Below are 24,358 nucleotides of genomic sequence, written 5' to 3' on the forward strand. Positions count from 1 at the left end.
CCTCAAAAACCCCACATAACCTACTGAAATAAAACGATAAAATATTGGCATAGCTATTGCATTTTAGGTGTATTAGGTACCCTAAATGACGAATGCTATGACACACCTCAATGGTTTAGATGCAATTATTAATGCCATGCCCAATGCGGTTCTCGTATTGGATCTAGACGGCCGTGTACAGTTAGCAAACGCTCATGCGGAGCAACTGCTGGAAGGCGCTTTGGCTGGCGAACTTTGGCGTGACTTGGTTACCCGCCGCTTTGCGCCGCGTGCCGATGACGGCCATGAAGTGTCACTTCGTTCAGGGCGTCGAGTCAGGTTAGATATTTCATCATTAGATCCGCAGCCTGGGCAGCTAATTGTGATGACCGACCTAACGGAAACTCGCAAGCTGCAGGCACGGTTAAGCCACCTACAAAGGTTATCATCAATGGGCAAAATGGTGGCGTCGCTGGCGCACCAAATCCGCACACCATTATCGGCCGCTATGCTTTATGCACACAATTTAAAGTTACCGCAAGTGACTGATGAGAAGCGTCAGCAATTTGTTGATAAACTGCAAAATCGGCTGCAAACCTTAGAACACCAAGTCAATGACATGCTGTTGTTCGCGAAAAGCGGCGATCAGCCTGTGCTGGAACGGCTGTCGGTAAAACAGCTTTTTGAACATTGCTTGGGTCATGTAGAAGCCTATGCTCAGCAGCGTCAGGTGCATTTGCAGGTTGAATGTAGCTGCCAAGACACCCCATTGCAGGCCAATTTAACCGCGCTATCCGGCGCCATCCAAAACCTTATTACCAATGCGGTTGATGCGAGTGAGCCTGGGGCCTCTGTCACGCTGCGCATCGACAAAGAGCAACAGCAGCTTTGGTTGTACGTTATCGACCACGGTTGTGGGATGGATGCTGCGGTACAAGAACAAATTTTCACCCCATTTTTTACCGGCAAATCACACGGTACGGGCTTGGGCTTAGCCGTTGTACGTTCTGTGGTTCAGTCCCACCAAGGTCAAATTTCTGTCACCAGCAAGCCGCAACAGGGCACCACCTTTACCCTGCAACTCCCGCTGCTGGCCGACAAAGACGAAGTAGTTGAGGAGATTGCACACTATGGTTGAACGCTCACTGTTGGTCGTTGAAGACGATGTTGCGTTACGCGAAGCAATTGTCGATACCCTGTCTCTTTCTGGGTATCACTGTTACCAAGCCGGTAGCGGTGAAGAAGCGTTGTTGCTGCTGAAAAAAGAAGCGATTGAGTTGGTTATCAGCGATGTGCAAATGCCAGGCCTAGATGGGTTGCAGTTGTTACGCAGCATGCACCACCAGCAAATCGACTTGCCGGTGATCATGATGACCGCCTATGCCCGCGTTGATGACGCGGTTGTTGCGATGCGTGAAGGTGCTGTGGACTACTTGAGTAAGCCCTTTTCTACCGAGAAATTGCAACAACTGGTGTGCCGTTATTTACCCGTGAGTGAAGAATCGATTGATCAACCGGTTGCCGAAGATGCCAGCAGCAAAAACTTATTTCAGCTTGCGGAGCGAGTCGCTGCCAGCGATGCTACGGTGATGATCACTGGTCCAAGTGGCTCCGGTAAAGAAGTATTGGCGCACTTTATTCACCAGCAATCGGCGCGCTCTGAGCAGCCCTTTGTTGCTATTAACTGTGCGGCGATTCCAGAGAGCATGCTGGAGTCCATTCTATTTGGCTATGAAAAAGGCGCATTTACTGGCGCGGTGCAATCTTCACCCGGTAAGTTTGAGTTGGCACAGGGCGGTACCCTGTTGCTCGACGAAATCACCGAAATGGACCTCAGCTTGCAGGCAAAATTATTGCGCGTATTGCAAGAGCGCCAAGTTGAACGTTTGGGTGGAAGAAAGACCATCCAGCTCGATGTACGCGTTATTGCGACCAGCAACCGCGACTTGAAAGAAGCGGTTAAACAAGGGCAATTCCGAGAGGATTTAATGTACCGCTTGAACGTGTTTCCATTGCATTGGAAAGCGTTAGCGGAACGTCGTGATGATATTGAACCGTTAGCCGAACTGCTATTACGACGCCATGCACAGCGCGCCGGGATTAGTTATCCGGTGAGCTTAGCGGATGACGCGAAACAACGTTTACGCGAATACCACTGGCCCGGCAACGTGCGTGAATTGGAGAATGTTATCCAGCGCGCGTTAATCATGCACCAAGGCGAAACCATTAATGCCAATGACATTCTGCTTGATGAGCAGCATGGCGCGGCGGAAATGGCGTTACCAGAGCAACTTGAACAGCAGCAAGCCGATGGCCTTGGCGGCGAGCTATTCCAACAAGAATACCGGATTATCAGTGCGGCGCTGCAACGCAACGGTGGCAAACGCAAGGATGTTGCTGAAGAACTGGGAATTAGTCCACGGACATTGCGCTACAAAATCGCCAAAATGCGCGAACAGGGTCTCGTCATTCCCAAATAGTAGGTTGGCATCATCATTGCATCTGTTCATTTAAGACGAATACATGAAGAAATTTTGACGCAAGGTGATTTTATGAAAGTCGAACCTAATGCTCTATACCAACAACTGCAACAGTTAAAAGGCATGGCTTCGGCAGCCGATACCCCCATCGGCTCTGAAGCCTCTGCCGCCATTGGTAATACCGCACAGGCCGATTTCGGCGAAATGTTGAAAGGTGCCTTGGATAACGTTAACGAGCTGCAGCAAACCTCGGGTGAATTGAAAACCCGGATGGAGCTGGGCGACCCGAACGTGACTCTCGAACAAACCATGATTGCTGGGCAAAAAGCCAGTATCGCGTTTGAGGCAACGGTCCAAGTACGCAACAAGCTTGTACAAGCCTACAAAGACATCATGGCAATGCCAGTTTAACCCAGCGCAGTAACGGAGAGCAGTCGTGGCAGAATCTACTGAGTTGATGGTATCCGATACTCCTGATACCCCATCAGAGTCAGAAAATACTGGGAAGTCGTCGATACTGTCAGTAGTCGGTAACTTTGATACCCTGCGCCAAATTATTGTCGTTTTGGCGTTATCTATCTGTGTCGCGATTGCGATCTTCATTATGTTATGGGCGCAGGAGTCAACATTCCGCCCCTTGGGCAAGCTGGAAACGGAACAGTTAATCGAGACCCTTGATTACTTAGATGCCAACCAAATTGAATACAAAGTCGATGGTAGTGTCGTTTCCGTTCCAGAAGAGCAATACGATGCCATTAAACTTCAGCTAACACGTGCTGGCGTGAATTACGGTAAACAAGAGAGTACTGGCGCAGAGATCATCATGGCTGAGCCAGGCTTTGGTGTGAGCCAACGACTTGAACGCCGACGTTTATTGCACTCTAGAGAATTGCAACTTGCCAGCACTATTGAAGAAATGAAGGCCATTGCAGGCGCTCGAGTGCTGCTCGCGGTGCCGAAAGAGAACGTTTTTGCACGACGGGAGAAAAAGCCAAGTGCCTCGGTGATGGTGGAAGTCAAAGGCAACCAATCGTTGTCTGATGAAGAGGTCGCGTCGATTGTTGATTTAGTGGCGTCGTCTGTGACCAATTTGGAAACCCAACAAGTGACCGTCACCGATCAGAATGGCCGTTTGCTGAATTCTGGGTCGCAAAGTGCGTTGGCGGTGCGTAGTTCGCGTGAGTACCAACTAGAACGGATGCGCGAAGAGACCTACATGAACAAAATCGACGGTATTTTGGTGCCTATATTGGGCTATGACAATTATACCGCGCAAGTTGATGTAACTATGGACTTTACTGAATCAGAGCAAACCCGGCGCGACTTCAATCCAGATATGCCTGCGGTGCGCAGTGAGATGATAGTAGAAAACCGCTCTATTGGTGATGCTATTGGGGGCATTCCAGGCGCACTGAGTAACCAACCTCCGCTCGATTCAGCAATTCCTGAACAAGCAACAGGAAGTGCAAACCAGCAAGTGACGCCAGGGAGTTCGCACACTGAAGCAACCCGTAATTACGAGTTGGATAACACCATTAGTCATACCAAACAGCAATCAGGCGTGATCAAACGCTTGAGCGTTTCGGTCGCGGTTGATTACAAAAAAGTGACCAATGAAAACGGCGAGACGCAAATGGTGCCACGCACCGCAGAAGAGTTAGCAGATATTCGACGATTACTACAAGGCGGCCTAGGATTTGATATTAACCGCGGAGACAGCCTAGAGGTGGTCACTGTGCCGTTTGCCGAGTTGCCTGATTTAACCGCAGAGGAGCCGCCGTTATGGGAGCAACCTTGGTTCTGGCGGATGTTCAGATTGGCAATGGGCGCGCTGGTTATTATTGTACTGATCTTAGCAGTCGTCAGACCAATGCTGAAGAAATTGATGAATCCTGCAGCGGTTCAAGAAGATGATATCGATCGGTTGCTGGACCAAGATGAAAGCTTGGGTGATGAAACCATCGATCTGTTATCATCAGACTTTGATGAGAGTGCCGTTGGTTTCGGCCCAGATGGAAATCTGCAGTTGCCGGACTTGCATAAAGATGAAGACTTGTTGAAAGCGGTTCGCGCTCTGGTCGCGAATGAACCTGAGCTTTCTTCACTGGTCGTGAAAGCATGGTTGAACGAAGATGCCTGATACGCAATTAAAAACCAAACGTTCAGAAACCGAGTTCGACGTCAATAAACTAGAGGGCGTCGAAAAGGCTGCAATTCTGTTGCTCAGTTTATCGGAAGAAGATGCTGCGCAAATCCTTAAACACCTTGAACCGAAACAGGTACAGAAGGTGGGGATGGCAATGGCTAGCTTGGAAGATTTTGGCCAAGACAAAGTGAATGCGGTTCACAACCTGTTTTTACAAGAAATCCAGAAGTTCACCAATATCGGCTTCAAGAGCGAAGAGTTTGTGCGTAAAGCCCTTACCGCCGCACTGGGTGAAGATAAAGCCGGTAACCTTATCGAGCAGATCGTTATGGGGGGTGGCGCGAAAGGCTTGGATTCACTGAAGTGGATGGACTCAAAACAGGTTGCGACCATTATCCGCAACGAACACCCACAAATTCAGACCATTGTATTGTCCTACCTTGATGCCGAGCAAAGTGCGGAAATTATGGCGCAGTTCTCTGAAAAAGTGCGTTTGGACTTGATGATGCGGATTGCCAATTTGGAAGAAGTCCAGCCTGCTGCGTTACAAGAGTTAAACGAGATCATGGAGAAACAATTCGCTGGCCAAGCCGGTGCTCAGGCGGCGAAGATGGGCGGCTTGAAAGCTGCTGCAGACATCATGAACTACCTCGATACCAATATCGAGGGTCAGTTAATGGACGCTATCCGCGAGCAAGACGAAGAAATGAGTCAGCAAATCCAAGACTTGATGTTTGTCTTCGAGAACCTAGTCGATGTCGACGACCGTGGCATCCAAGCCTTGCTGCGTGAGGTAGAGGGCGACGTCCTGCAGAAAGCACTGAAAGGTGCAGACGATGCAGTACGTGACAAAATCTTCAACAATATGTCTAAACGTGCTGGCGAAATGCTGCAAGATGACCTTGAAGCAATGGGACCTGTGCGAATTAGTGAAGTGGAATCTGCACAAAAAGAAATCCTTGCTGCAGCGCGCCGTTTAGCTGACGCCGGTGAAATTATGCTTGGCGGCGGTGGCGGCGAAGAATTCTTATAAGGGTAAAGCATTATGACCGAGGACAAGACGTCTAGCACCTCGCTTTGGGATTTACCCGATATTACCGATGCTGAAGCACAAAAGCAGAGTGGCACCAATGCGCTGAATAAGCCGCGGCGTTGGCAGTATGAACCGCCGGAGGCGGATCATGTTGAAGAGGCAGAAGCCAAACCGCTGACCGCCGAAGAGTTGGAGCAAATTCGCGAAGCAGCCCGCCAAGAAGGCTATCAAGAGGGCCTTAAACAAGGCTTTGAAGATGGTCATCAGCAGGGCTTACAGCAAGGTAAAGAAGAAGGCTTGACGCTCGGCCAAGAAGAAGGCCGCGAACAAGGGATCACGCAAGGCCAAGAGGAGGTTGCTGAACAACTGTCGGCGCTGGCGCAAGTTATCGACGAACTCCAACAGCCGCTCCAAGTGGTTGACAAGCAAGTGCGTGAGCAATTGCTACAAATGGTTATCGAATTAGCACGACAAGTTTGTTTAGTGGAAGTTACGCAATCCATTGACGTTATCAAACAGTCGGTAGAAAAAGCCTTAGATGTGTTGCCGGTTACCGATGAACGGGTGGTGATACATCTTCACCCTGATGACCTAGAGATTCTTACCGAACACTACGGAGAAGACACACTGAAAGACAACGGTTGGCTGTTGAGCAAAGACGAGCTGCAGCAACGTGGCGGTTGTCGCGTGACCACCGAATCTTCAAGTGTCGACTTTACCTTAGCCGCGCGGATGCAGGATGTGTTCAGCCAAGTGCTGGGGCGGACGGACGTCAGCGATGAATCGAACTGAACAACTCCAACACTTCTTGCAGCAAGCACAGGGCCGAATTACTCCGCCGCGCACACTGGTATCTGGCTATTTAACCCGCGTTGTCGGGTTGATGTTTGAAGCGGTTGGCTGCCGCGCGCCCATCGGTTCGCTCTGTTCCGTAGAAAGTGAACAAGGCGAAATTCAAGCGGAAGTCGTCGGCTTTGAAAATCAAATCAGTTATTTAATGCCTATTGATGACGCGGAAGGTGTGGTGCCAGGGGCGCGAGTAAAACCGTTACGGCAACAACAAATGGTACCCTTAGGTATGGAGTTGCTTGGCCGAGTTATAGACGCTAAAGGACGCCCTTTAGATGGTAAAGGACCTATTCGCGCACAACAAATGACGCGGCAAAAGCGGCAAACCATGAATCCGTTGCATCGGCGCCCTGTCAATCAACCCCTTGATGTTGGTGTTAACGCGATCAATGCATTGCTAACCGTTGGCCAAGGGCAGCGGATGGGATTGTTTGCCGGCAGTGGGGTCGGCAAAAGTGTGCTGTTAGGGATGATGACTCGCGGTACAACCGCGGATGTGATAGTGGTTGGCTTGATCGGTGAACGTGGCCGTGAGGTAAAAGAATTTATTGAAGAGATCCTCGGCGAAGAGGGCCGCCAGCGTTCGGTGGTTGTTGCCTCTCCAGCCGACCAATCGCCGTTACTGCGTCTGCGCGGCTGTGAAACCGCGGCAGAGGTGGCAGAATACTTTCGCGATCAAGGCCTGAAAGTGCTGCTGCTAATGGATTCTTTGACTCGCTACGCCATGGCACAGCGGGAAATTGCATTAGCCGTTGGTGAACCCCCAGCAACGAAAGGCTATCCGCCCTCGGTGTTTGCTAAATTACCGCAGTTAGTAGAGCGAGCCGGTAACGGTGGCGAAGGGCAGGGCTCGATTACCGCATTTTATACCGTCCTGACCGAAGGCGATGACCTTCAGGATCCAATCTCAGATTCCGCTCGAGCCATTCTTGATGGCCACATTGTGTTGAATCGGCAATTAGCGGACGCCGGCCATTACCCCGCCATTGATGTTGAAGCGTCGATCAGTCGGGTGATGCCACAAGTGGTGTCTGATGAACACATGGCACAAGCCGTGCAAGTACGACAATGGTTCTCGCAATACCGTCGGAATCGCGATTTAATTGCTATTGGCGCCTATACGCGCGGTAGCGATCCGCAAATCGATCAAGCGATCGCGAACTATCCACGAGTGGAAAAGTTTCTCCAACAGCCGATGAAAAAAGTGATGACGTACGATGAAAGTTTAGTGCAGTTGCAGCAACTCGTGCATGGCCAAAGTGGGTAATAAGCAATGGCTGAAATTCGCCAATTAAAAATGGTTGAAGAGCTGGAACAGCGCCGTGAAGACCAAGCTGCGCAACGTTTTGCTCAAGCGCAAATGCAATTGCAGCAACAGCAGCAGCAATTGCAGGGAATGGAACAATACCGTTATGACTATTTGCGACAGCTGCAAAATCGCGGCAGTCAAGGCATTGGCTCACTCAACTTTGGTCAGTACCACGCTTTCGTCGGTAAACTTGATGAGGGTGTTGAACAGTTGCATGGTGAGTTGCAAACGTTGCAGCAAGTAGTAGAACAGCGCCGCCAACAATGGCTCGAACAACGCCGCAAAACGGAATCCATCCGTTATCTGATTGAGCAAAGAGAGAAGCAAGAAGCGCAAGCGGTTGCTCGCAAAGAGCAGAAAAATCTTGACGACTTCTCCAGCCAACGTTTTATCCGCAATAAAAAAGCCGCTAAAAGCTAAAATTGGAACACATATTGCAAAGTCTGATTATCGGTCAGCGAACAGACGTCAAGAGGGCGTCGATATACTGGCGTTAGATACTGATAGAGATGACGACCTATGCAACAGCTAAAACAGTCTGAAATAACTGCAGTGTTCCTCCAGCAGGAGACCAAGGGCAGCCGTGATACCGCAGAGCAATCAAGCAATGCCGGTGAATTTGCACAGGCTTTCGCCAGCCAGCGGGCGAAAGATTCTAACGCGTCGCAAGGAGCCCCTACTAAGAGTGGCGAGCAAATCCTTTTTCAGCGCGAGGCCATCAAGCGGCAAAAGTTTGCCGAAGCGGCTGACGCAACGGAAGAAGCGACTCAACAGGTTGCGCAAAATCAACGCCAACAAGATAACGCAGACCTCGAACAATGGGTCGAACTATTGCAGTCTATGCAACAGCAGTTGGTTGCGCACCAACAAGATAAACAAGGTCAAATCGATACTAAGATTCAAAAGCCTGCAGCAGACGATGCATCAGCTTCAAGCGAACAGCTACAGAGTCTCGTTGCACAATTGCTAGCACTGCTTAAACAGCAGGATAGCGAGGGTGAGCAAAGCCGTAGCGTGGATAATGAAAACCAAGCCGATCAGGCCGCTACTGAACAGCAAGCTGCCGAGTCCGCGCAGCAGAGCAGTGCAGAAATGTGGCAACAACTTGCCAATTTGCTGTTAGCGCAGCAGGGCACAGCTAAAGCAGCAGATGCCAAAGCGAATGATGCTGACGCTGCAGAAAGTCCCCAAACAGACGCCGAACAACAAGCTGTCAAGTTACTGACACTAATGCAAGCATTAGTATCGGCGGCGCATGGCGAGCAGCAACCATCACCTGAACAGATAAAAGGCCAAGTGCCTGCTGATGGCAGTACAAGCGTTGCAACAGCCGCATTGAGCCAGCAACAACGGCAAGCATTACTGGAGAAGCTGCAACAACTGCTACGCCAAGCAAATTCGGCAAAGGCCGCTACACCTGTTAATGATATTGCCACAAAAGGTGGCGATGACAGTTTGAAAAATTTAGCGGCTGAGTTAACCGCCCTGCTCAATAAGGCGGACAAGTCAGTTGCGCCGTCTAACACCGTCGACAAAGGTCAAGCGACTGAGACTTTGGTAGCAGGCAGCCAGGCACGAACGATTCCTGCGACGATGTCAGATACCCGTAAAGAAGGACCAAAAATCACCTTGCCAGGCACGGCAGCGGCAGAGGGCACTAGCGGAACTCAGGCTAAAGCAGTTGAAGGACAACCACTCAGCAGTAACGATAGTGCGCAACAAGCGCCAAAAGCGGATGCAAAAAGTGCTGCTGAACAGCTAGCGGCAACTATCCAGCAACGAGTGCTGGCGCAGCAGACCGATAGCGCGCCGAGTAATATTACAGCGACTTGGCAGAGCACCAATGCCACCGTTGCAGCGAGCAACATCAGTGCAACGGCGACTGCGCAAAATGCCAATCTAGTGGGGGCAGCAGGACAGCAAGCCATTGATATTACTCATGCTGAAGCACCACGGATGCTGCAAGAACGCATTTCTATTATGATGAGTCAGGGCGCCCAACGGGCAGAGATTCGATTAGATCCGCCGGATTTGGGTAGTCTGCATATCCGTATTCATACTCACCAAGATCAAGCGACGGTGCAATTCCAAGTTCAGAACCCCCAAGCTCGTGAAGCCATTGAACAGGCATTACCGCGGTTACGCGAAATGCTAGAGCAACAAGGGCTGCAATTAGCCGATAGTCAAGTAGGCGAGCAGCTGCAAGGAGACGAACGCGAAACCGCCGAGGCTAACAGCGGTAGCCGCGGTTTAGGGGCTGCCAGTGACGAAGCCGATGCGGTAGAACTAACGATGGCGGCCGGTGAACTATTACTTGATGCTGGACAGGTCGACTTTTACGTCTAATTGCAGCGCATGACAGGGACGAGTGAGTCGTTCATAATGACGTTAGCGCCGATGGATGGAGAGAAACATGGCTGATGATACAACGGAAGAACAACAAGACGGTGAAGAAGGCGGTGGCGCTGGTGGTAAGCGCAAGCTGCTAATCATTATTGCCGCCGTGGTGGTTGTTATTATCGCAGGCGGTGTGGGTTGGTGGTTGCTCAGTGGTGATGACGAGCCGCCCGCAGCGGCACCACAAAGCAGTGAAACTGCAACAGCCGCGGAGGTTCCCGCCGGACCCGCGCCTAATGAAGGTGACGCGTTGTATGTTGGTATGCCGCGGCCGTTTGTCTTTAACGTTCCAGGCGATGCACGTGACCGATTGGTACAAATAAAGGTTCAGCTGCTGGTACGTGGTGCCGAAAACGAAGAATTAGCGAAAAAGCATATTCCTTTAATCGAGGGCACGTTACACCAAGTGTTCTCATCTTCTACCGCCGACGCTTTGCAAACTGCAGAGGGCAAAGCGAAAGTGCAAGAACTCGGCTTGGCAGAAGTGAGGAAAGTTTTACAGGAAACTATCGGCAAGCCGGTGGTGGAGAAAGTACTCTTTACCGGATTTGTTCTGCAATAAGTGAGCGATTATGGCAGTCAGTGATTTACTCTCACAAGACGAAATTGATGCGTTACTGCATGGCGTAGATGACGTTGAAGAGGAAGATGTCGATTCCTCAGAAGCGGCCAACGATGCGTTGGACTACGACTTTTCTTCGCAGGATCGTATCGTTCGGGGCCGGATGCCGACCCTGGAGATCGTTAATGAACGCTTTGCTCGGCATATGCGAGTCAGCTTGTTCAATATGATGCGTCGTACCGCTGAGGTGTCGATTAACGGCGTGCAGATGATCAAGTTTGGCGAATATGTGCACACGCTATTTGTACCGACTAGTTTAAATATGGTGCGCTTCCGTCCACTGAAAGGCACGGCATTGATTACGATGGAAGCCCGTTTAGTCTTTATTTTGGTAGATAACTTTTTTGGTGGTGATGGTCGTTACCACGCCAAAATCGAGGGGCGTGAATTCACGCCAACGGAGCGGCGCATTATTCAGATGTTGCTGAAGCTGGTGTTTGAAGATTACAAAGAAGCGTGGGCGCCAGTGATGGACGTCGGTTTCGAGTATCTGGATTCAGAAGTTAACCCAGCGATGGCGAACATTGTGAGCCCGACCGAAGTGATTGTTATTAGTTCGTTCCATATTGAACTGGATGGCGGTGGCGGCGATTTCCATATTGCTTTGCCGTACTCCATGCTCGAGCCGATTCGCGAATTGTTAGACGCGGGTGTGCAATCGGATAAAGAAGACACCGACATGCGCTGGAGTAAGGCATTACGTGACGAGATCATGGATGTGCCAGTCGAGTTGAATGCTAAGCTCGCGGAATCAGAAATGTCTTTACGTGAGATCATGGATTTACAACCCGGCGATGTGTTGCCGCTAGAAATGCCAGACGATTTGACCGTATTTATTGAGGACTTGCCAACCTTCCACGCCAAGCTGGGACGTTCGCGAGAAAATGTGGCGTTGAAGATCAGTGAGAAGATCAAACGCCCAGAAACGGTGAAATCAGATATTCATATGTTAACGCGAGGCGGACGTCGGATTGGTGGTGACGCTGAGTTGCAACAGTTAGAAGAAGATATCGACCTGTAGGGTTGAACGAAGTAAAAAGAGGCACTTATGAGCAGTGAAGACGATAACACCATGGACGAATGGGAAGCTGCGATGGCTGAGCAGGCCGCCGAAGAAGATGGCGGTGACGGCGACGGCCAAGCTGAAGAAAACGCGGGTGTGCAGACTGCTGAGCTGGAAGAATTAACGGATAGCTCGGACTTGTCGGAAAACCAGAAGACCAAGCTGGATGCCATTTTGGACATTCCAGTGACCATTTCTATGGAGGTCGGCCGTTCACAAATCAGTATTCGTAACTTGTTGCAGTTAAATCAGGGGTCAGTGGTTGAACTCGAACGTGTAGCAGGTGAGCCATTAGACGTGTTGGTTAACGGCACGCTGATCGCGCACGGCGAAGTGGTGGTGGTAAATGATAAGTTCGGTATTCGCTTAACTGACGTGATCAGTCAGATCGAACGTATTCGCAAGTTACGTTAGTATGCTGACGGCAGTGACGGAAACAGCCGACCGCGGTGTTGGCGTTATTACCGCAAATGACTACGGCGCAATGTTGCTGTCGTTATTATTGGTGTTGGCTGTTATCATCGGCCTAGCGATGTTGGTTAAGCGACTGAATTTGAAGTTGCAAAACGGCTCCGGCATTGAAGTGATGAGCTCAGTGTCGCTCGGCGCTAAAGAGCGTTTAGTGGTGGTAAAAGTGGGGGACGATAAGTTGTTGCTTGGCGTTACTTCGCAGTCGGTTAACGTCCTCAAAGAATTGCCCGAGGGGTTTGCGGTGACGGCCACAGCAAAGCCGGAAACAATGACGCTACAAAATATATGGCGCTTTGCGCGGGGTGGAAAAACAACCAAGGATAATAATATAACATGAAGTCTTTTTGGCCCCTTCTACTTGTCGCTGTCATCTTTTTGATTCCCGACCTAGCTTGGGCACAAGATATATCTGCGGTAACGGTAAAAACGAATCCTGACGGCACGCAAGAATACTCCGTAACCCTTCAAATTCTCGCCATAATGACAGCGCTGACGTTTATTCCAGCGATGGTCATTATGATGACCTCTTTTACTCGCATTATTGTGGTGTTAGCGATTTTGCGCCAAGCGATTGGTTTGCAACAATCTCCCTCGAACCAGGTACTGATTGGTATTTCGTTATTTTTAAGCTTCTTCATCATGACCCCGGTATTCAACGAAATAAACCAGAACGCTTTGCAGCCATACATGAATGAATCGATTACTTCGATGGAAGCGCTCGACCGCGCTGAGGCACCGATGAAGGCCTTTATGCTATCGCAGACACGGTTAACCGATTTAGAAACGTTTCTGGACATTTCTGGTACCGAAAATGTGACTGCGCCGGAACAAGTGCCGCTGTCGGTATTGATTCCGTCGTTTATTACTTCGGAACTGAAAACGGCGTTTCAAATCGGCTTTATGTTGTTTATTCCGTTTCTGATTATTGACCTTGTTGTTGCCAGTGTATTGATGGCAATGGGTATGATGATGTTATCGCCAATGATCGTGTCATTGCCGTTCAAATTGATGTTGTTCGTGCTGGTTGATGGCTGGAACTTAACCATGAGCACCCTCGCGGGTAGCTTTGGCATGTAGCTGGAGGGCTCTGCGTTATGTCCCCTGAGGTTTTTCTCGACGTCTTCCAAGAAGCGCTGCAATTGATTGTTACCATGGTGGCAGTCATTATTTTGCCCAGTCTATTGGTGGGGCTATTAGTTGCGGTATTCCAGGCCGCGACCTCCATTAACGAACAGACCCTGAGCTTCCTTCCGCGGTTGTTAATTACCCTCACAGTGATTGGGCTTGGCGGCCATTGGTTAGTGCAACAACTGATGGATTTCACCCTCGATATGTTTGCGCGTATTCCTGAAGTGGTTGGCTGATGGACCTCGTGACCTCAGTGGTCATGGATTGGCTGGCTCAGCATCTGTGGCCGATGACTCGAATATCGGCAATGATTATGAGTATGGCACTGCTTTCTGGTACGCTGATTAACCAACGTATTAAGCTGCTTTTGAGTGTTGCCATCACATTTGCTGTTGCCCCTGCACTTCCTGCTATCAATGTTGGTGTGGAGATGTTCTCGGTTGCGGGTTTTGTTATCACTGCACAGCAGATCATTATCGGCGTGGCACTGGGCACAGTATCTATTCTCTTCCTGCAAACGTTCGTATTAACCGGACAGTTTATTGCCATGCAAATTGGCTTGGGCTTTGCCTCTATGGTTGACCCCGCAAATGGCCAACAAGTACCGGTGATTGCGCAGTTCTTTTTAATGTTAGCCAGCCTATTATTCTTGGCATTTGATGGTCATTTAATGATGTTCCGGTTAATCGTTACAAGCTTCGATACCATACCGGTGGGTTTAACGGGTATTAGCCATATTTCGATGCGAGCGATAGCCGACTTTGGCACCATGATGTTCTCGGTGGCGCTGGCAAGCATGCTATCGGCAATGATTGCGCTATTGCTGATTAACTTGAGCTTTGGGATTATGACCCGAGCTGCGCCACAATTGAACATTTTCGCGATCGGCTTTCCGGTAGCAATGGTCAGCGGTCTGTTGATTCTTTGGCTGACTATTGGCGGCTTTTTAGCGCATTTTGAACGGCATTGGCAGACCACTGTGCACCTGATGTGTCAGGTCATGGGCAATGCTTGTTAGGGGTGGAGTATGGCAGAGACTGATCAAGAACGCAGTGAAGACCCCACAGAGAAACGCAAAAGAGAGGCTCGAGAAAAAGGTCAGATAGCCCGATCGAAAGAGTTAGGCACGGCGTTTGTATTGCTCAGTTCGGCTGCGGGTTTTTTCTGGTTTGGCAGCTATTTAGTGTCGCAGATGGAAAAACTGGGACATTTTTTACTGTTGATTGATCGCCAGCATGCGTTTGATACCACCAAAATGTTTACCAACCTTGGGGCTGCAGTCGGGCTCATTATTTGGCCGTTAATGCTGATTTTTTTGGTGATTGTTATTGGCACCTTTTGGGGCAACATTTGGTTAGGCGGTTTTAATTTTAGCTGGAAAGCAATGGAGCCTAAGTTTTCTCGGATGAGCCCATTAAAAGGTCTTAAGCGTATGGTTGGTGCGCAAGCAGGGGTAGAACTGCTGAAAGGATTTGCCAAGTTTTTTGTGGTGGCGATCACTGCAACGCTGCTACTGAAGTGGCAGTTCGGGCACATCTTGTCCATTTCTATCGGGCAAATGCCGCTGATGATGGAAGAAGCCGTAGAAATGTTGCTGTGGATGTTTATGCTGATCTGCTGTTCAATGTTGTTGATTGTAGTCATCGATGCGCCATTCCAACTGTGGAAGCATAACAAAGATTTGAAGATGACCAAGCAAGAGGTCAAAGATGAGCACAAAGAGACCGAAGGTAGCCCAGAAGTAAAAGGACGTATTCGTCGCTTACAAATGGAAATGGCGCAGCGGCGGATGATGCAAGAAGTGCCCAATGCCGATGTGATAGTGACTAACCCGACGCACTATGCGGTTGCCCTCAAATACGAGCAAAACGGTGAACAAGCGCCTGTGCTGTTAGCCAAAGGAACGGACGAAACCGCGGCGAAAATTCGTGAAATTGCACTAGAATATGATATTCCATTAGTTGCCTCACCCGCTTTAGCGCGCTCCATATACCACACCACCGAACTGGAACAGGAAATTCCTCGAGGGTTATTCGTTGCCGTGGCGCAAGTGCTGGCATATGTTTACCAGTTGAAAGCATTCCGCAAAGGAAAAGGTAAGCGACCACAGCTAAACAACACAGAATCCACTATTCCTGACGAGTTGCGCCATTGATGCGGCGATGCTGCTGCTATATTATGCGCTCCCAATACGCCAAATTTGGCATTCATAGACTTGTATTAAAGTGGCAGAATCCATGACCGCATTAACCGTTTGTCTTGCGCAGCTCGATTTTACTGTCGGCGCGATTCATGAAAATACCAGTAAAATCCTTGCGACCATTCGCGAGCAAAGTGCTGAGCACGATATCATTGTGTTTCCTGAATTGGCGATCACCGGTTACCCACCAGAAGATCTGTTACTTCGTGATGATATGCAGCAGGCCGTTGATAATGCAGTAGAACAAATCAGTGCAGCGGCATCGGAAACGGTGGTGATTGTAGGCCACCCGCATGCGATCGGAGAACAGCGTTTTAACAGCCTTTCAGTGTTACATCGCGGAGAATGCTTGCACCGCTATCACAAACAACGGTTACCGAACTATGGTGTGTTTGATGAACAACGGTACTTTATTCCTGGGCATGAGTCGGTGGTTTTCGAGTGGCGTGGACAACGCATTGGTTTGCTAATCTGCGAAGATCTTTGGCATCCCGATCCGCTGGCAAAATTAGCCCAAGAACATATCGATTGGGTGCTATCTATTAATGCGTCGCCTTACCAAATGGACAAACACGAACAGCGCTTAGGCGTGCTGAGGCAGCGTGTTGCTGAGTCTGGAAAACCGATTGTCTATCTAAATAATTGCGGCGGGCAAGATGAACTGATTTTTGATGGTCATTCGTTGGTACTGAATGGCCAAGGTGAACTGGTTGCCGAATTGGGCCATTGCGAACCGAGCCACGCCACCCTGACTATTGAAGGCGATATAATTAGTGCTAGCGCAATGGCACATCATGCATCTGAATCCTCGTTGGCGGAAGTATATGACGCGTTAGTGCTCAGTGTTCGCGACTACGTCAATAAAAACGGCTTTAAAGGCGTGGTGTTGGGTTTGTCAGGTGGTATTGATTCCGCGCTAACATTAGCCATTGCAACAGATGCCTTGGGTGCCGACCGAGTGCGGGCGGTGATGATGCCATTCCGCTACACCTCGCAAATGAGTCGTGATGACGCCGCTGAGCAGGCAAATACGCTTGGCGTGCATTACGATGTCGTGCCAATCGAGCCAATGTTCAACGCTTTTATGCAACAGTTGCAGCCGCTATTTGGCGATGCGGGTGTTGATACGACTGAAGAAAATTTACAGTCGCGTTGCCGCGGGGTCTTGCTGATGGCGTTGTCGAATAAGCTCCATTCTTTGGTACTTACAACGGGCAATAAAAGCGAAATGGCGGTCGGATATGCCACCCTATATGGCGATATGTGTGGCGGCTTTGCTCCCCTTAAAGATGTGCCGAAGTTGCTAGTATTTGAATTAGCGAAGTTGCGTAATCAACGTTCCGCCTGTATTCCTCCTCGTGTTATCGAGCGCCCACCGTCTGCGGAACTGGCACCGGACCAGGTCGACGAAGACTCATTACCGCCCTATGGCGATTTAGACCGCATTCTGGCATTGTATGTTGAACAGGATTGGTCAGCACTGGAAATTATCAATGCGGGCTTTGCGGAAGAAGACGTGAAGCGAGTATTGCGTCTGGTCGATCTAAATGAATACAAACGTCGGCAAGCGGCCGTTGGTCCAAAAGTTACACCGCGTAACTTTGGTAAAGATAGGCGTTACCCAATTACCAGCCATTACCGCTATGAAATCGAACGCCAAAACGCGTCGGAAAAGTGAGTGTCAGGATGAAAAAGATTGAAGCGATTATAAAGCCGTTTAAACTTGACGATGTGCGCGAAGCGCTCTCGGAAGTCGGCATTGCTGGTATGACTGTGTCCGAAGTGAAAGGCTTTGGACGGCAGAAAGGTCATACCGAACTTTATCGCGGTGCGGAATACATGGTCGACTTTTTGCCGAAAGTAAAAGTTGAAGTTGTGGTTGCTGACGATCAGCTTGAGCGATGCGTGGAAGCGATTGTAGAGACCGCACAAACTGGCAAAATAGGCGATGGTAAGATTTTCGTATCTGCGGTGGAACGGGTAATTCGAATTCGTACTGGCGAGGAAAATGAGGACGCGGTTTAACCCGCGTCCAGCCATATCACTCCGATTTCGCTAAGGCATTGTTCGGGAAGTTCAGTTTTAATATCCGTAAAGCGTCGCGCTTTAATTCTGGCAAGTTCAATTGGTCGTAGCTTTCCACCATAATTGCCAAGGCATTTTCAACTTCTGGAATGTTTGGGTAATACTCAACAATGTATTTGCCGCGGTTAGCGGCTGCTAAATAGGCTTGGCGTTCCATGTAGTATTGTGCAGCTTTTAACTCTTTACGCGCCAAGCGACGCTTAATTTCAATCAGTCTTAGCTTAGCATCCGCTGCATATTCGCTGTCGGGGAAGCGTTTGATAAGTTGGACGAAATCTTTAAATGCTTCGCTAGATTTGGTCGAGTCGCGATCCGCACGGTCGATGCCAAACATGTCTTGTAGCGTATTGTATTCGGCACGCTGATTGACTAAACCACGCATGTATAATACGTAATCCATGTCTTCATGGTTCGGATTCAATTGGACGAAGCGGTCAATGGTTGCCAATGCTTGATTGGTATCGTCCAGCTTATAGTAAACATATATTAGGTCTAATTGAATTTGGTGCGCGTATGGGCCAAAAGGATATTTTTTGCTCAGTTCTGAAAGCTCGTCGCGTGCCGCAGATAGGTTACCCATGGCAATCAGTTCATGAGCGTGATCGTAGCGCTGCTCTATCGAGGTGCTTTGTAGTTCCGGTTTGTTATCTTGCGGGCTTCCTGCACACCCGGAGAGGAATACACCGGTCACGACGGCTGCCACAAAATGACGTTTGATCATGTAATTCTTATCCCTTTGTTGAAAGCTTTTGGCGCTTGCTCTGCAAACGGTTACACTATGCACATTCCATGCATTCTAACGCAGCCGTAATGGCTTTAATAGTCGAACCTTTAAGCTATGAGCGAAACCATACAATTAGAAGCCATTGTTCCTGAAGAATTGGCTGGGAAACGATTAGACCAAGCACTGGCAGAGTTGTTCCCAGACTATTCTCGATCACGATTAAAACAGTGGATTACCGAAGGCGCGGTTTCGGTCGATGCCGAGCCAGTTAAGAAACCGAGAGAAAAAGTCAGCTTAGGCATGTTGCTGGCTGTAGACGCAGAACTCGAGAGTGAAGAGCGTCACAAACCACAGCCCATGCCACTTAATGTCGTTTATGAAGACGACGATATTTTGGTGATCAATAAGCCGGCGGGGCTGGTGGTGCACCCCGGAGCTGGCGCACCTGATGGCACTCTGTTAAATGCGCTATTGCACCATTTCCCTGCGATTGATCAAGTACCACGCGCCGGGATTATTCATCGCTTGGATAAAGATACTACAGGGTTAATGGTGGTGGCCAAAACGGTGCCTGCGCAAACCCACTTAGTGGCTGCAATGCAGGCACGGGAAATCGAGCGCGAATATGAAGCGGTTTGCAATGGCGTGATGACTGCTGGCGGCATGGTTGATGAGCCGGTAGGTCGTCATCCAACCAAACGTACGCATATGGCAGTTGTTGGAGGTGGGCGCGATGCGGTCACTCATTATCGCGTTATGGAGCGCTTCCGTGCTCACACCCATCTACGGTTAAAGTTGGAGACCGGTCGTACACACCAAATTCGGGTCCATATGGCACATATCCGCTATCCGCTGGTGGGCGATTTAACCTATGGCGGCCGTCCACGGCCACCGAAGCAAGCATCAGACAGCTTCTTACAAACCTTGCGGGGCTTTTCTCGACAAGCATTACATGCAGTACAACTTTCTTTGCACCATCCGATAAGCGGCGAGTGGATGAGTTGGCAGGCACCTTACCCTGAAGATTTTACTCATCTGCTTGAGCAACTGAGAATTGATCGTGAGCAACACGCCCGCGGCTGATAAGGTCTGGTATCCGCAACATCCTTTCAGTGCCAACATCCGGGTAGCGGTCACTACGGCAAGGCTAGGCAATTTAGCGGCGCATGTCGGTGATGACCCTGCCTCGGTGCTGCTGCGTCGGCGTCGATTACAACGGCAATTGGCGCTTCCCTCTGCTCCCCGCTGGCTGCAGCAACAGCACACAACGAGAGTAGTAGACTGGGACCAAGCGCAGCCTGCGCAAGTGGCTGACGCGATAGTCGCAACTCAAGCAAAAGCTGTTTGCGCTGCGCTCACGGCGGATTGTTTACCCATATTGCTGGCAACCGATGATGCTCGGCAGATAGCGGCTGTGCATGCAGGGTGGCGAGGTCTAGCCGATGGCGTGCTCGAACATACAGTGGCGCGTTTCGCAAGGTACGGGCAGCCGATTCGTGCCTGGATTGGGCCAAGTATTTGTGGCCAGTGTTTCCAAGTTGGCAGCGATGTTTGGCAGGCCTTTACCGAGCAAAATAGCGACTTTCGCAATGACTTCCGGCAACAAGATTCACAGCATTGGTTGGCGGATTTACAAAGTATTGCAGAAAAAAAGTTGTTGGCACTGGGAGTTGTGCAAGTGCATCAGGCTAAAACCTGCACCGCCCATGCAACGCAAGCATTTGGTTTCTCTTGGCGGAAAGATCAAGCGGCTGCCCGCTTTGCTAGCCTAATATGGCGCCCATCGGTGACTCAGACCTAACAAAATTTATCCGTTTAATGCTTGATTCTGTCTGAAAAGTACCCACATTAAATGTAGTGATAAGTTTTCAGGAGTAGAGTGATGCGTCACGATAAATTCACCAGTAAGTTTCAAATGGCCATTGCCGATGCGCAATCCATTGCCGTAGGCCGTGATCATCAGTACATCGAACCGCTGCACCTAATGCAGGCGATGCTCGATCAACAAGGTGGTTCGGTGCGTCCATTGTTCACCATGGTCGGTATCGATATTCCGCAGTTTCGTTCGCGTTTAGCAAAAGCCTTAGAAGCTATTCCTCAAGTCGAAGGAATGGCAGGAGAAGTGCAGCTTGCGCAAGGAACAGCCGCATTATTGAATGTATGCGACAAATATGCGCAAAAGCGTAACGACAAGTTTATCTCTTCCGAACTGTTTATTCTTGCCGCCTGCGAAGACAAAGGAAAGCTTGGGGCGATTTTCCGAGAAATGAAGATTTCACGGGAAGCCATTGAAGCTGCAATAAACAAAATTCGCGATGGCCAAAAAGTAGAAGATTCGAATGCTGAAGATCAACGTCAGGCACTAGAAAAATATACCATCGACCTTACTGAGCGTGCAGAGCAAGGTAAATTGGACCCAGTGATTGGTCGTGACGAAGAAATTCGTCGGACCATTCAAGTGCTGCAGCGTCGTACCAAAAATAACCCTGTACTCATTGGTGAGCCTGGGGTTGGTAAAACGGCAATCGTTGAAGGGTTAGCGCAGCGCATTGTCAACGGCGAGGTACCAGAGGGATTGAAACACAAGCGCGTATTGTCGCTTGATTTGGGTGGTTTGTTAGCCGGCGCTAAGTTTCGCGGTGAGTTCGAGGAACGTTTAAAAGCCGTGCTCACTGAGCTCTCGAAAGAAGAAGGTCGAGTGATTCTGTTCATCGATGAATTACACACCATGGTCGGTGCGGGTAAAGCCGACGGTGCCATGGATGCCGGTAATATGCTGAAGCCAGCGTTGGCGCGTGGTGAATTACACTGCGTGGGCGCCACTACGTTGGATGAATACCGCCAATACATCGAGAAAGATGCCGCGCTCGAACGACGCTTCCAAAAAGTCCTAGTGGATGAACCTAATGTTGAAGATACCATCGCCATATTACGAGGACTGAAAGAACGGTACGAATTGCACCATTCGGTAGAAATTACCGATCCGGCAATTGTTGCAGCAGCGTCGCTCTCTCATCGCTATATCAGCGACCGTAAGTTGCCGGATAAGGCCATCGATTTGATTGATGAAGCAGCTTCAAGCATTCGTATGCAGATCGATTCTAAGCCGGAAGATTTGGACCGCTTGGAGCGTCGTATTATTCAGTTGAAATTGGAGCAGCAAGCGCTACAAAAAGAAAAAGATGACGCCAGTAAGAAGCGCTTGGATATTCTGCACGACGAACTTGATGAATTGGAACATAAGTATAGCGAGCTGGAAGAAGTTTGGAATTCCGAGAAAGCAGCGGTGCAGGGTACCCAACACATTAAGGCCCAGTTAGAGCAGGCACGAACCGATCTGGATATTGCTCGCCGAGCGGGTGACTTGAACCGCATGTCGGAATTGCAGTACGGCAAAATCCCTGAGTTAGAGCGGCAACTCGATCTTGCCCTGCAAGCAGAAATGCAGGACATGAGCCTACTGAAGAATCGCGTGACTGAGGAGGAGATTGCTGACGTTCTATCACGTTGGACGGGGATCCCTGTCGCGAAGATGCTGGAAGGCGAGCGTGAAAAACTCATTCATATGGAAGAAAACCTGCATCAGCGGGTGGTTGGTCAAAACGAAGCTGTGGATGCCGTCGCAAATGCTATTCGGCGTTCGCGAGCGGGGTTAAGCGATCCTAATCGCCCGATTGGGTCATTCCTCTTCCTTGGTCCAACCGGTGTGGGTAAAACAGAGCTTTCAAAAGCGCTGGCGAATTTCCTGTTTGATACCGACGACGCCATGGTTCGTATTGATATGTCGGAGTTTATGGAGAAGCATTCAGTGGCTCGGCTAGTAGGTGCGCCTCCAGGCTATGTCGGTTACGAAGAAGGCGGCTACTTAACGGAGGCCGTACGGCGCAAACCGTACTCGGTGATTTTGCTGGATGAAGTCGAAAAAGCCCATCCGGATGTTTTCAACATCTTATTGCAGGTGCTTGATGATGGCCGTTTAACGGATGGTCAGGGCCGCACCGTCGACTTCAAAAATGCGGTGATTATTATGACCTCCAACTTAGGTTCTGATTTGATCCAAGAGCATGCTAAAGACAACAGCTATGACGAAATGAAAGCCATGGTGATGGATGTGTTGGCATCACACTTCCGCCCTGAGTTTATTAACCGGGTGGATGATACGGTAGTATTCCATCCGCTAGGTCAAGACGAAATCAAAGCGATTGCTAAGGCACAATTGCAACGCCTGTATCAACGTTTGGAAGAACGCGAGTTTACTATGACGTTGTCAGATGATGCGCTAGAGCATTTAGCGAAGACCGGTTTTGATCCCGTGTTTGGTGCGCGGCCATTAAAACGGGCGATCCAACACGAGTTAGAGAACCCGTTAGCGCAGAAGATTTTGGCAGGCGAGTTACAGCCGGGAGTACCGATTAATGTAGCGTTAAATGGTGAGCAACTGGAAATTAGCCAATAGCGGGGAAGTTTTCCCCGCTTTAACAACGTATGTTAGACTGCGCGTTGGCAAGGCTATTATGTTGGCTTGCTTATCGGATTACATTAACTAAGGAATCACCAAGCTATGGGTAGTGAAGCGGAAAACAAAGCATCGTCTAATAATGGCAAACGGCGGGGTATTTATTTATTACCAAACCTGTTTACCACGGCGGGTCTGTTTTCAGGATTTTTCGCCATCGTCTCTTCAATGAACGAGCGATACATTGAAGCTGCTGTCGCAATTTTCATTGCGATGATCTTTGATGGTATCGATGGTCGAGTCGCGAGAATGACCCAAACCGAAAGTGACTTTGGTGCGCAGTACGACAGTATGGCAGACATTGTGTCATTTGGTATGGCCCCAGCACTGGTTGCCTATAACTGGGCGCTTCAAGACTTAGGTAAAATTGGCTGGTTAGCCGCCTTTATTTTTGTCGCAGGTGGTGCGCTTCGGTTAGCGCGTTTTAACACTAATATTGCCACCAACGATAAGCGTTTCTTCCAAGGTTTGGCGATTCCAAGTGCTGCAGCGCTTGTTGCGGGTATGGTTTGGGTCGGTACCGAATACCAGATTAGCGGCAAAGATGTGAGTTGGCTGGCGGCGTTAATTACGGTTTGCGCGGGTCTGTTAATGGTGAGCAACTTCCGTTACCACTCTTTCAAAGACGTAAACTGGAAAGAGCGAGTCTCTTTCTTGGTTATCTTAATTATTGTGTTGGCTTTTGTGATTGTTGCAACCGAACCCGCTTTGGTATTGTTTGCTATCTTCTTCCTTTACACCTTGTCGGGTCCAATCCTAACCGTTAAGAGTGTGAAGAAATTGCGTCTAAAGCATGTTGTCGGCGATGACTATTGTGATGACGCAGATTTCTCTGAAGCAGAAAGTGGAAAAGCTCAGTCTGAGAAAGCCGCAGAAAACGCTGATCAGCAGGACAAAACGAAGGATTAATCGGCAGATCGGTTAAATACTGCGCGGTTGAAAAGAATTCTGCAAAAAGATCTTGCGTAGGCACATAAGATCCTTATAATTCGCCGCCGCTGATGAGGAGAAAAACGCTTCATCAGGGCGGTGAAGGAAAGCGTAAAAAAGCACTTGACGCACCGTATGGGACGTGTAGAATACGCCTCCCTGCTTCACGAAGTGAAGCAACGTTCTTTAACAACATAATCAAGCCAAGCAAACTGTGTGGGCACTTATCGTTTGTTGTTGTGCAGAAGAATATTGTACTAAGACGACAAATGAATGAAGTGTTCGAGCTAGAAATAGCGAAGCACACGTAATTCATTGAGTTGATTAAGCTTTTAAATTGAAGAGTTTGATCATGGCTCAGATTGAACGCTGGCGGCAGGCCTAACACATGCAAGTCGAGCGGTAACAGGAAGAAGCTTGCTTCTT

Annotated in this window: 24 protein-coding genes and 1 rRNA gene; 24 read left to right on the forward strand and 1 reads right to left on the reverse strand. The window is 49.4% G+C overall.

Annotation, left to right across the window (positions count from 1 at the left end):
- Positions 1–85: 85 nt before the first annotated feature.
- The 19 genes from CWI84_RS04625 (at position 86) to glnB (ending at position 17,702) form a co-directional block, all read left to right on the forward strand.
- The gene (locus tag CWI84_RS04625) at positions 86–1,117 is read left to right on the forward strand and encodes a sensor histidine kinase (RefSeq protein WP_198674480.1); all 1,032 of its coding nucleotides are present in this window, start codon (positions 86–88) and stop codon (positions 1,115–1,117) included.
- Positions 1,110–2,459, forward strand: a complete 1,350-nt coding sequence (locus CWI84_RS04630; RefSeq protein WP_126841404.1) for a sigma-54-dependent transcriptional regulator — start codon at positions 1,110–1,112, stop codon at positions 2,457–2,459. The genes CWI84_RS04625 and CWI84_RS04630 overlap by 8 nt, the downstream gene beginning before the upstream one ends.
- 72 nt (positions 2,460–2,531) lie before the next feature.
- On the forward strand, positions 2,532–2,870 hold the full coding sequence (gene fliE, locus CWI84_RS04635) for a flagellar hook-basal body complex protein FliE (protein ID WP_126841405.1): 339 nt from the start codon (positions 2,532–2,534) through the stop codon (positions 2,868–2,870).
- Between the two features lie 46 nt (positions 2,871–2,916).
- Entirely contained in the window at positions 2,917–4,599 is a 1,683-nt protein-coding gene (gene fliF, locus CWI84_RS04640; protein ID WP_126841440.1) for a flagellar basal-body MS-ring/collar protein FliF, read from the forward strand.
- Positions 4,592–5,638 (forward strand): flagellar motor switch protein FliG, encoded by a 1,047-nt coding sequence (gene fliG, locus CWI84_RS04645; protein WP_126841406.1) that lies wholly within the window; start codon positions 4,592–4,594, stop codon positions 5,636–5,638. Before fliF ends, fliG begins: the two co-directional genes overlap by 8 nt.
- Positions 5,639–5,650: 12 nt before the next feature.
- The gene (gene fliH, locus CWI84_RS04650) at positions 5,651–6,430 is read left to right on the forward strand and encodes a flagellar assembly protein FliH (RefSeq protein ID WP_126841407.1); all 780 of its coding nucleotides are present in this window, start codon (positions 5,651–5,653) and stop codon (positions 6,428–6,430) included.
- Positions 6,417–7,754 (forward strand): flagellar protein export ATPase FliI, encoded by a 1,338-nt coding sequence (gene fliI, locus CWI84_RS04655; protein ID WP_126841408.1) that lies wholly within the window; start codon positions 6,417–6,419, stop codon positions 7,752–7,754. Before fliH ends, fliI begins: the two co-directional genes overlap by 14 nt.
- A 6-nt stretch (positions 7,755–7,760) precedes the next feature.
- Positions 7,761–8,216 (forward strand): flagellar export protein FliJ, encoded by a 456-nt coding sequence (gene fliJ, locus CWI84_RS04660; protein WP_126841409.1) that lies wholly within the window; start codon positions 7,761–7,763, stop codon positions 8,214–8,216.
- 99 nt (positions 8,217–8,315) lie between these two features.
- The gene (locus tag CWI84_RS04665; RefSeq protein ID WP_126841410.1) at positions 8,316–10,142 is read left to right on the forward strand and encodes a flagellar hook-length control protein FliK; all 1,827 of its coding nucleotides are present in this window, start codon (positions 8,316–8,318) and stop codon (positions 10,140–10,142) included.
- Positions 10,143–10,209: 67 nt separating this feature from the next.
- Positions 10,210–10,755, forward strand: a complete 546-nt coding sequence (gene fliL, locus CWI84_RS04670) for a flagellar basal body-associated protein FliL (RefSeq protein ID WP_126841411.1) — start codon at positions 10,210–10,212, stop codon at positions 10,753–10,755.
- Between the two features lie 10 nt (positions 10,756–10,765).
- A complete protein-coding gene (gene fliM / locus CWI84_RS04675; RefSeq protein ID WP_126841412.1) occupies positions 10,766–11,836 on the forward strand; it encodes a flagellar motor switch protein FliM in 1,071 nt (356 codons plus the stop codon).
- A 27-nt stretch (positions 11,837–11,863) separates the two neighbouring features.
- Positions 11,864–12,292 carry a flagellar motor switch protein FliN gene (fliN, locus tag CWI84_RS04680; RefSeq protein ID WP_126841413.1) on the forward strand — a complete coding sequence of 143 codons (429 nt, stop codon included), beginning with the start codon at positions 11,864–11,866 and terminating at the stop codon, positions 12,290–12,292.
- Between the two features lie 13 nt (positions 12,293–12,305).
- Positions 12,306–12,686, forward strand: coding sequence for a flagellar biosynthetic protein FliO (fliO, locus tag CWI84_RS04685; protein WP_241968731.1), 381 nt, complete (start codon positions 12,306–12,308; stop codon positions 12,684–12,686).
- Positions 12,683–13,426, forward strand: a complete 744-nt coding sequence (gene fliP / locus CWI84_RS04690) for a flagellar type III secretion system pore protein FliP (RefSeq protein WP_126841414.1) — start codon at positions 12,683–12,685, stop codon at positions 13,424–13,426. The genes fliO and fliP overlap by 4 nt, the downstream gene beginning before the upstream one ends.
- Before the next feature lie 17 nt (positions 13,427–13,443).
- Entirely contained in the window at positions 13,444–13,713 is a 270-nt protein-coding gene (fliQ, locus tag CWI84_RS04695; protein WP_126841415.1) for a flagellar biosynthesis protein FliQ, read from the forward strand.
- Positions 13,713–14,495: a flagellar biosynthetic protein FliR gene (gene fliR, locus CWI84_RS04700; RefSeq protein WP_126841416.1), complete on the forward strand. Its 783-nt coding sequence runs from the start codon at positions 13,713–13,715 to the stop codon at positions 14,493–14,495. Before fliQ ends, fliR begins: the two co-directional genes overlap by 1 nt.
- A gap of 9 nt (positions 14,496–14,504) precedes the next feature.
- Positions 14,505–15,632, forward strand: coding sequence for a flagellar biosynthesis protein FlhB (gene flhB, locus CWI84_RS04705; protein ID WP_126841417.1), 1,128 nt, complete (start codon positions 14,505–14,507; stop codon positions 15,630–15,632).
- Positions 15,633–15,714: 82 nt separating this feature from the next.
- Complete coding sequence (locus tag CWI84_RS04710; RefSeq protein ID WP_126841418.1) at positions 15,715–17,355, forward strand: NAD+ synthase; 1,641 nt, start codon at positions 15,715–15,717, stop codon at positions 17,353–17,355.
- An 8-nt stretch (positions 17,356–17,363) separates the two neighbouring features.
- A complete protein-coding gene (gene glnB, locus CWI84_RS04715; RefSeq protein WP_126841419.1) occupies positions 17,364–17,702 on the forward strand; it encodes a nitrogen regulatory protein P-II in 339 nt (112 codons plus the stop codon).
- Positions 17,703–17,718: 16 nt separating this feature from the next.
- On the opposite strand, the gene CWI84_RS04720 is transcribed toward glnB, so the two are convergent.
- Positions 17,719–18,483, reverse strand: coding sequence for an outer membrane protein assembly factor BamD (locus tag CWI84_RS04720; protein ID WP_126841420.1), 765 nt, complete (start codon positions 18,481–18,483; stop codon positions 17,719–17,721).
- 117 nt (positions 18,484–18,600) lie between these two features.
- Here CWI84_RS04720 and rluD point away from each other — a divergent pair, with 117 nt between their 5' ends.
- The 5 genes from rluD to CWI84_RS04745 form a co-directional block, all read left to right on the forward strand.
- Positions 18,601–19,569, forward strand: a complete 969-nt coding sequence (gene rluD, locus CWI84_RS04725; RefSeq protein ID WP_126841421.1) for a 23S rRNA pseudouridine(1911/1915/1917) synthase RluD — start codon at positions 18,601–18,603, stop codon at positions 19,567–19,569.
- On the forward strand, positions 19,547–20,287 hold the full coding sequence (gene pgeF, locus CWI84_RS04730; RefSeq protein WP_126841422.1) for a peptidoglycan editing factor PgeF: 741 nt from the start codon (positions 19,547–19,549) through the stop codon (positions 20,285–20,287). The genes rluD and pgeF overlap by 23 nt, the downstream gene beginning before the upstream one ends.
- A gap of 81 nt (positions 20,288–20,368) precedes the next feature.
- The gene (gene clpB / locus CWI84_RS04735; protein ID WP_126841423.1) at positions 20,369–22,942 is read left to right on the forward strand and encodes an ATP-dependent chaperone ClpB; all 2,574 of its coding nucleotides are present in this window, start codon (positions 20,369–20,371) and stop codon (positions 22,940–22,942) included.
- A gap of 105 nt (positions 22,943–23,047) precedes the next feature.
- A complete protein-coding gene (gene pssA, locus CWI84_RS04740; protein ID WP_126841424.1) occupies positions 23,048–23,911 on the forward strand; it encodes a CDP-diacylglycerol--serine O-phosphatidyltransferase in 864 nt (287 codons plus the stop codon).
- A 355-nt stretch (positions 23,912–24,266) separates the two neighbouring features.
- A 16S ribosomal RNA gene (locus tag CWI84_RS04745) occupies positions 24,267–24,358 on the forward strand; the annotation flags it as partial.

This window comes from Idiomarina tyrosinivorans (assembly GCF_003987475.1).
Classification (GTDB): Bacteria; Pseudomonadota; Gammaproteobacteria; order Enterobacterales; family Alteromonadaceae; genus Idiomarina; species Idiomarina tyrosinivorans.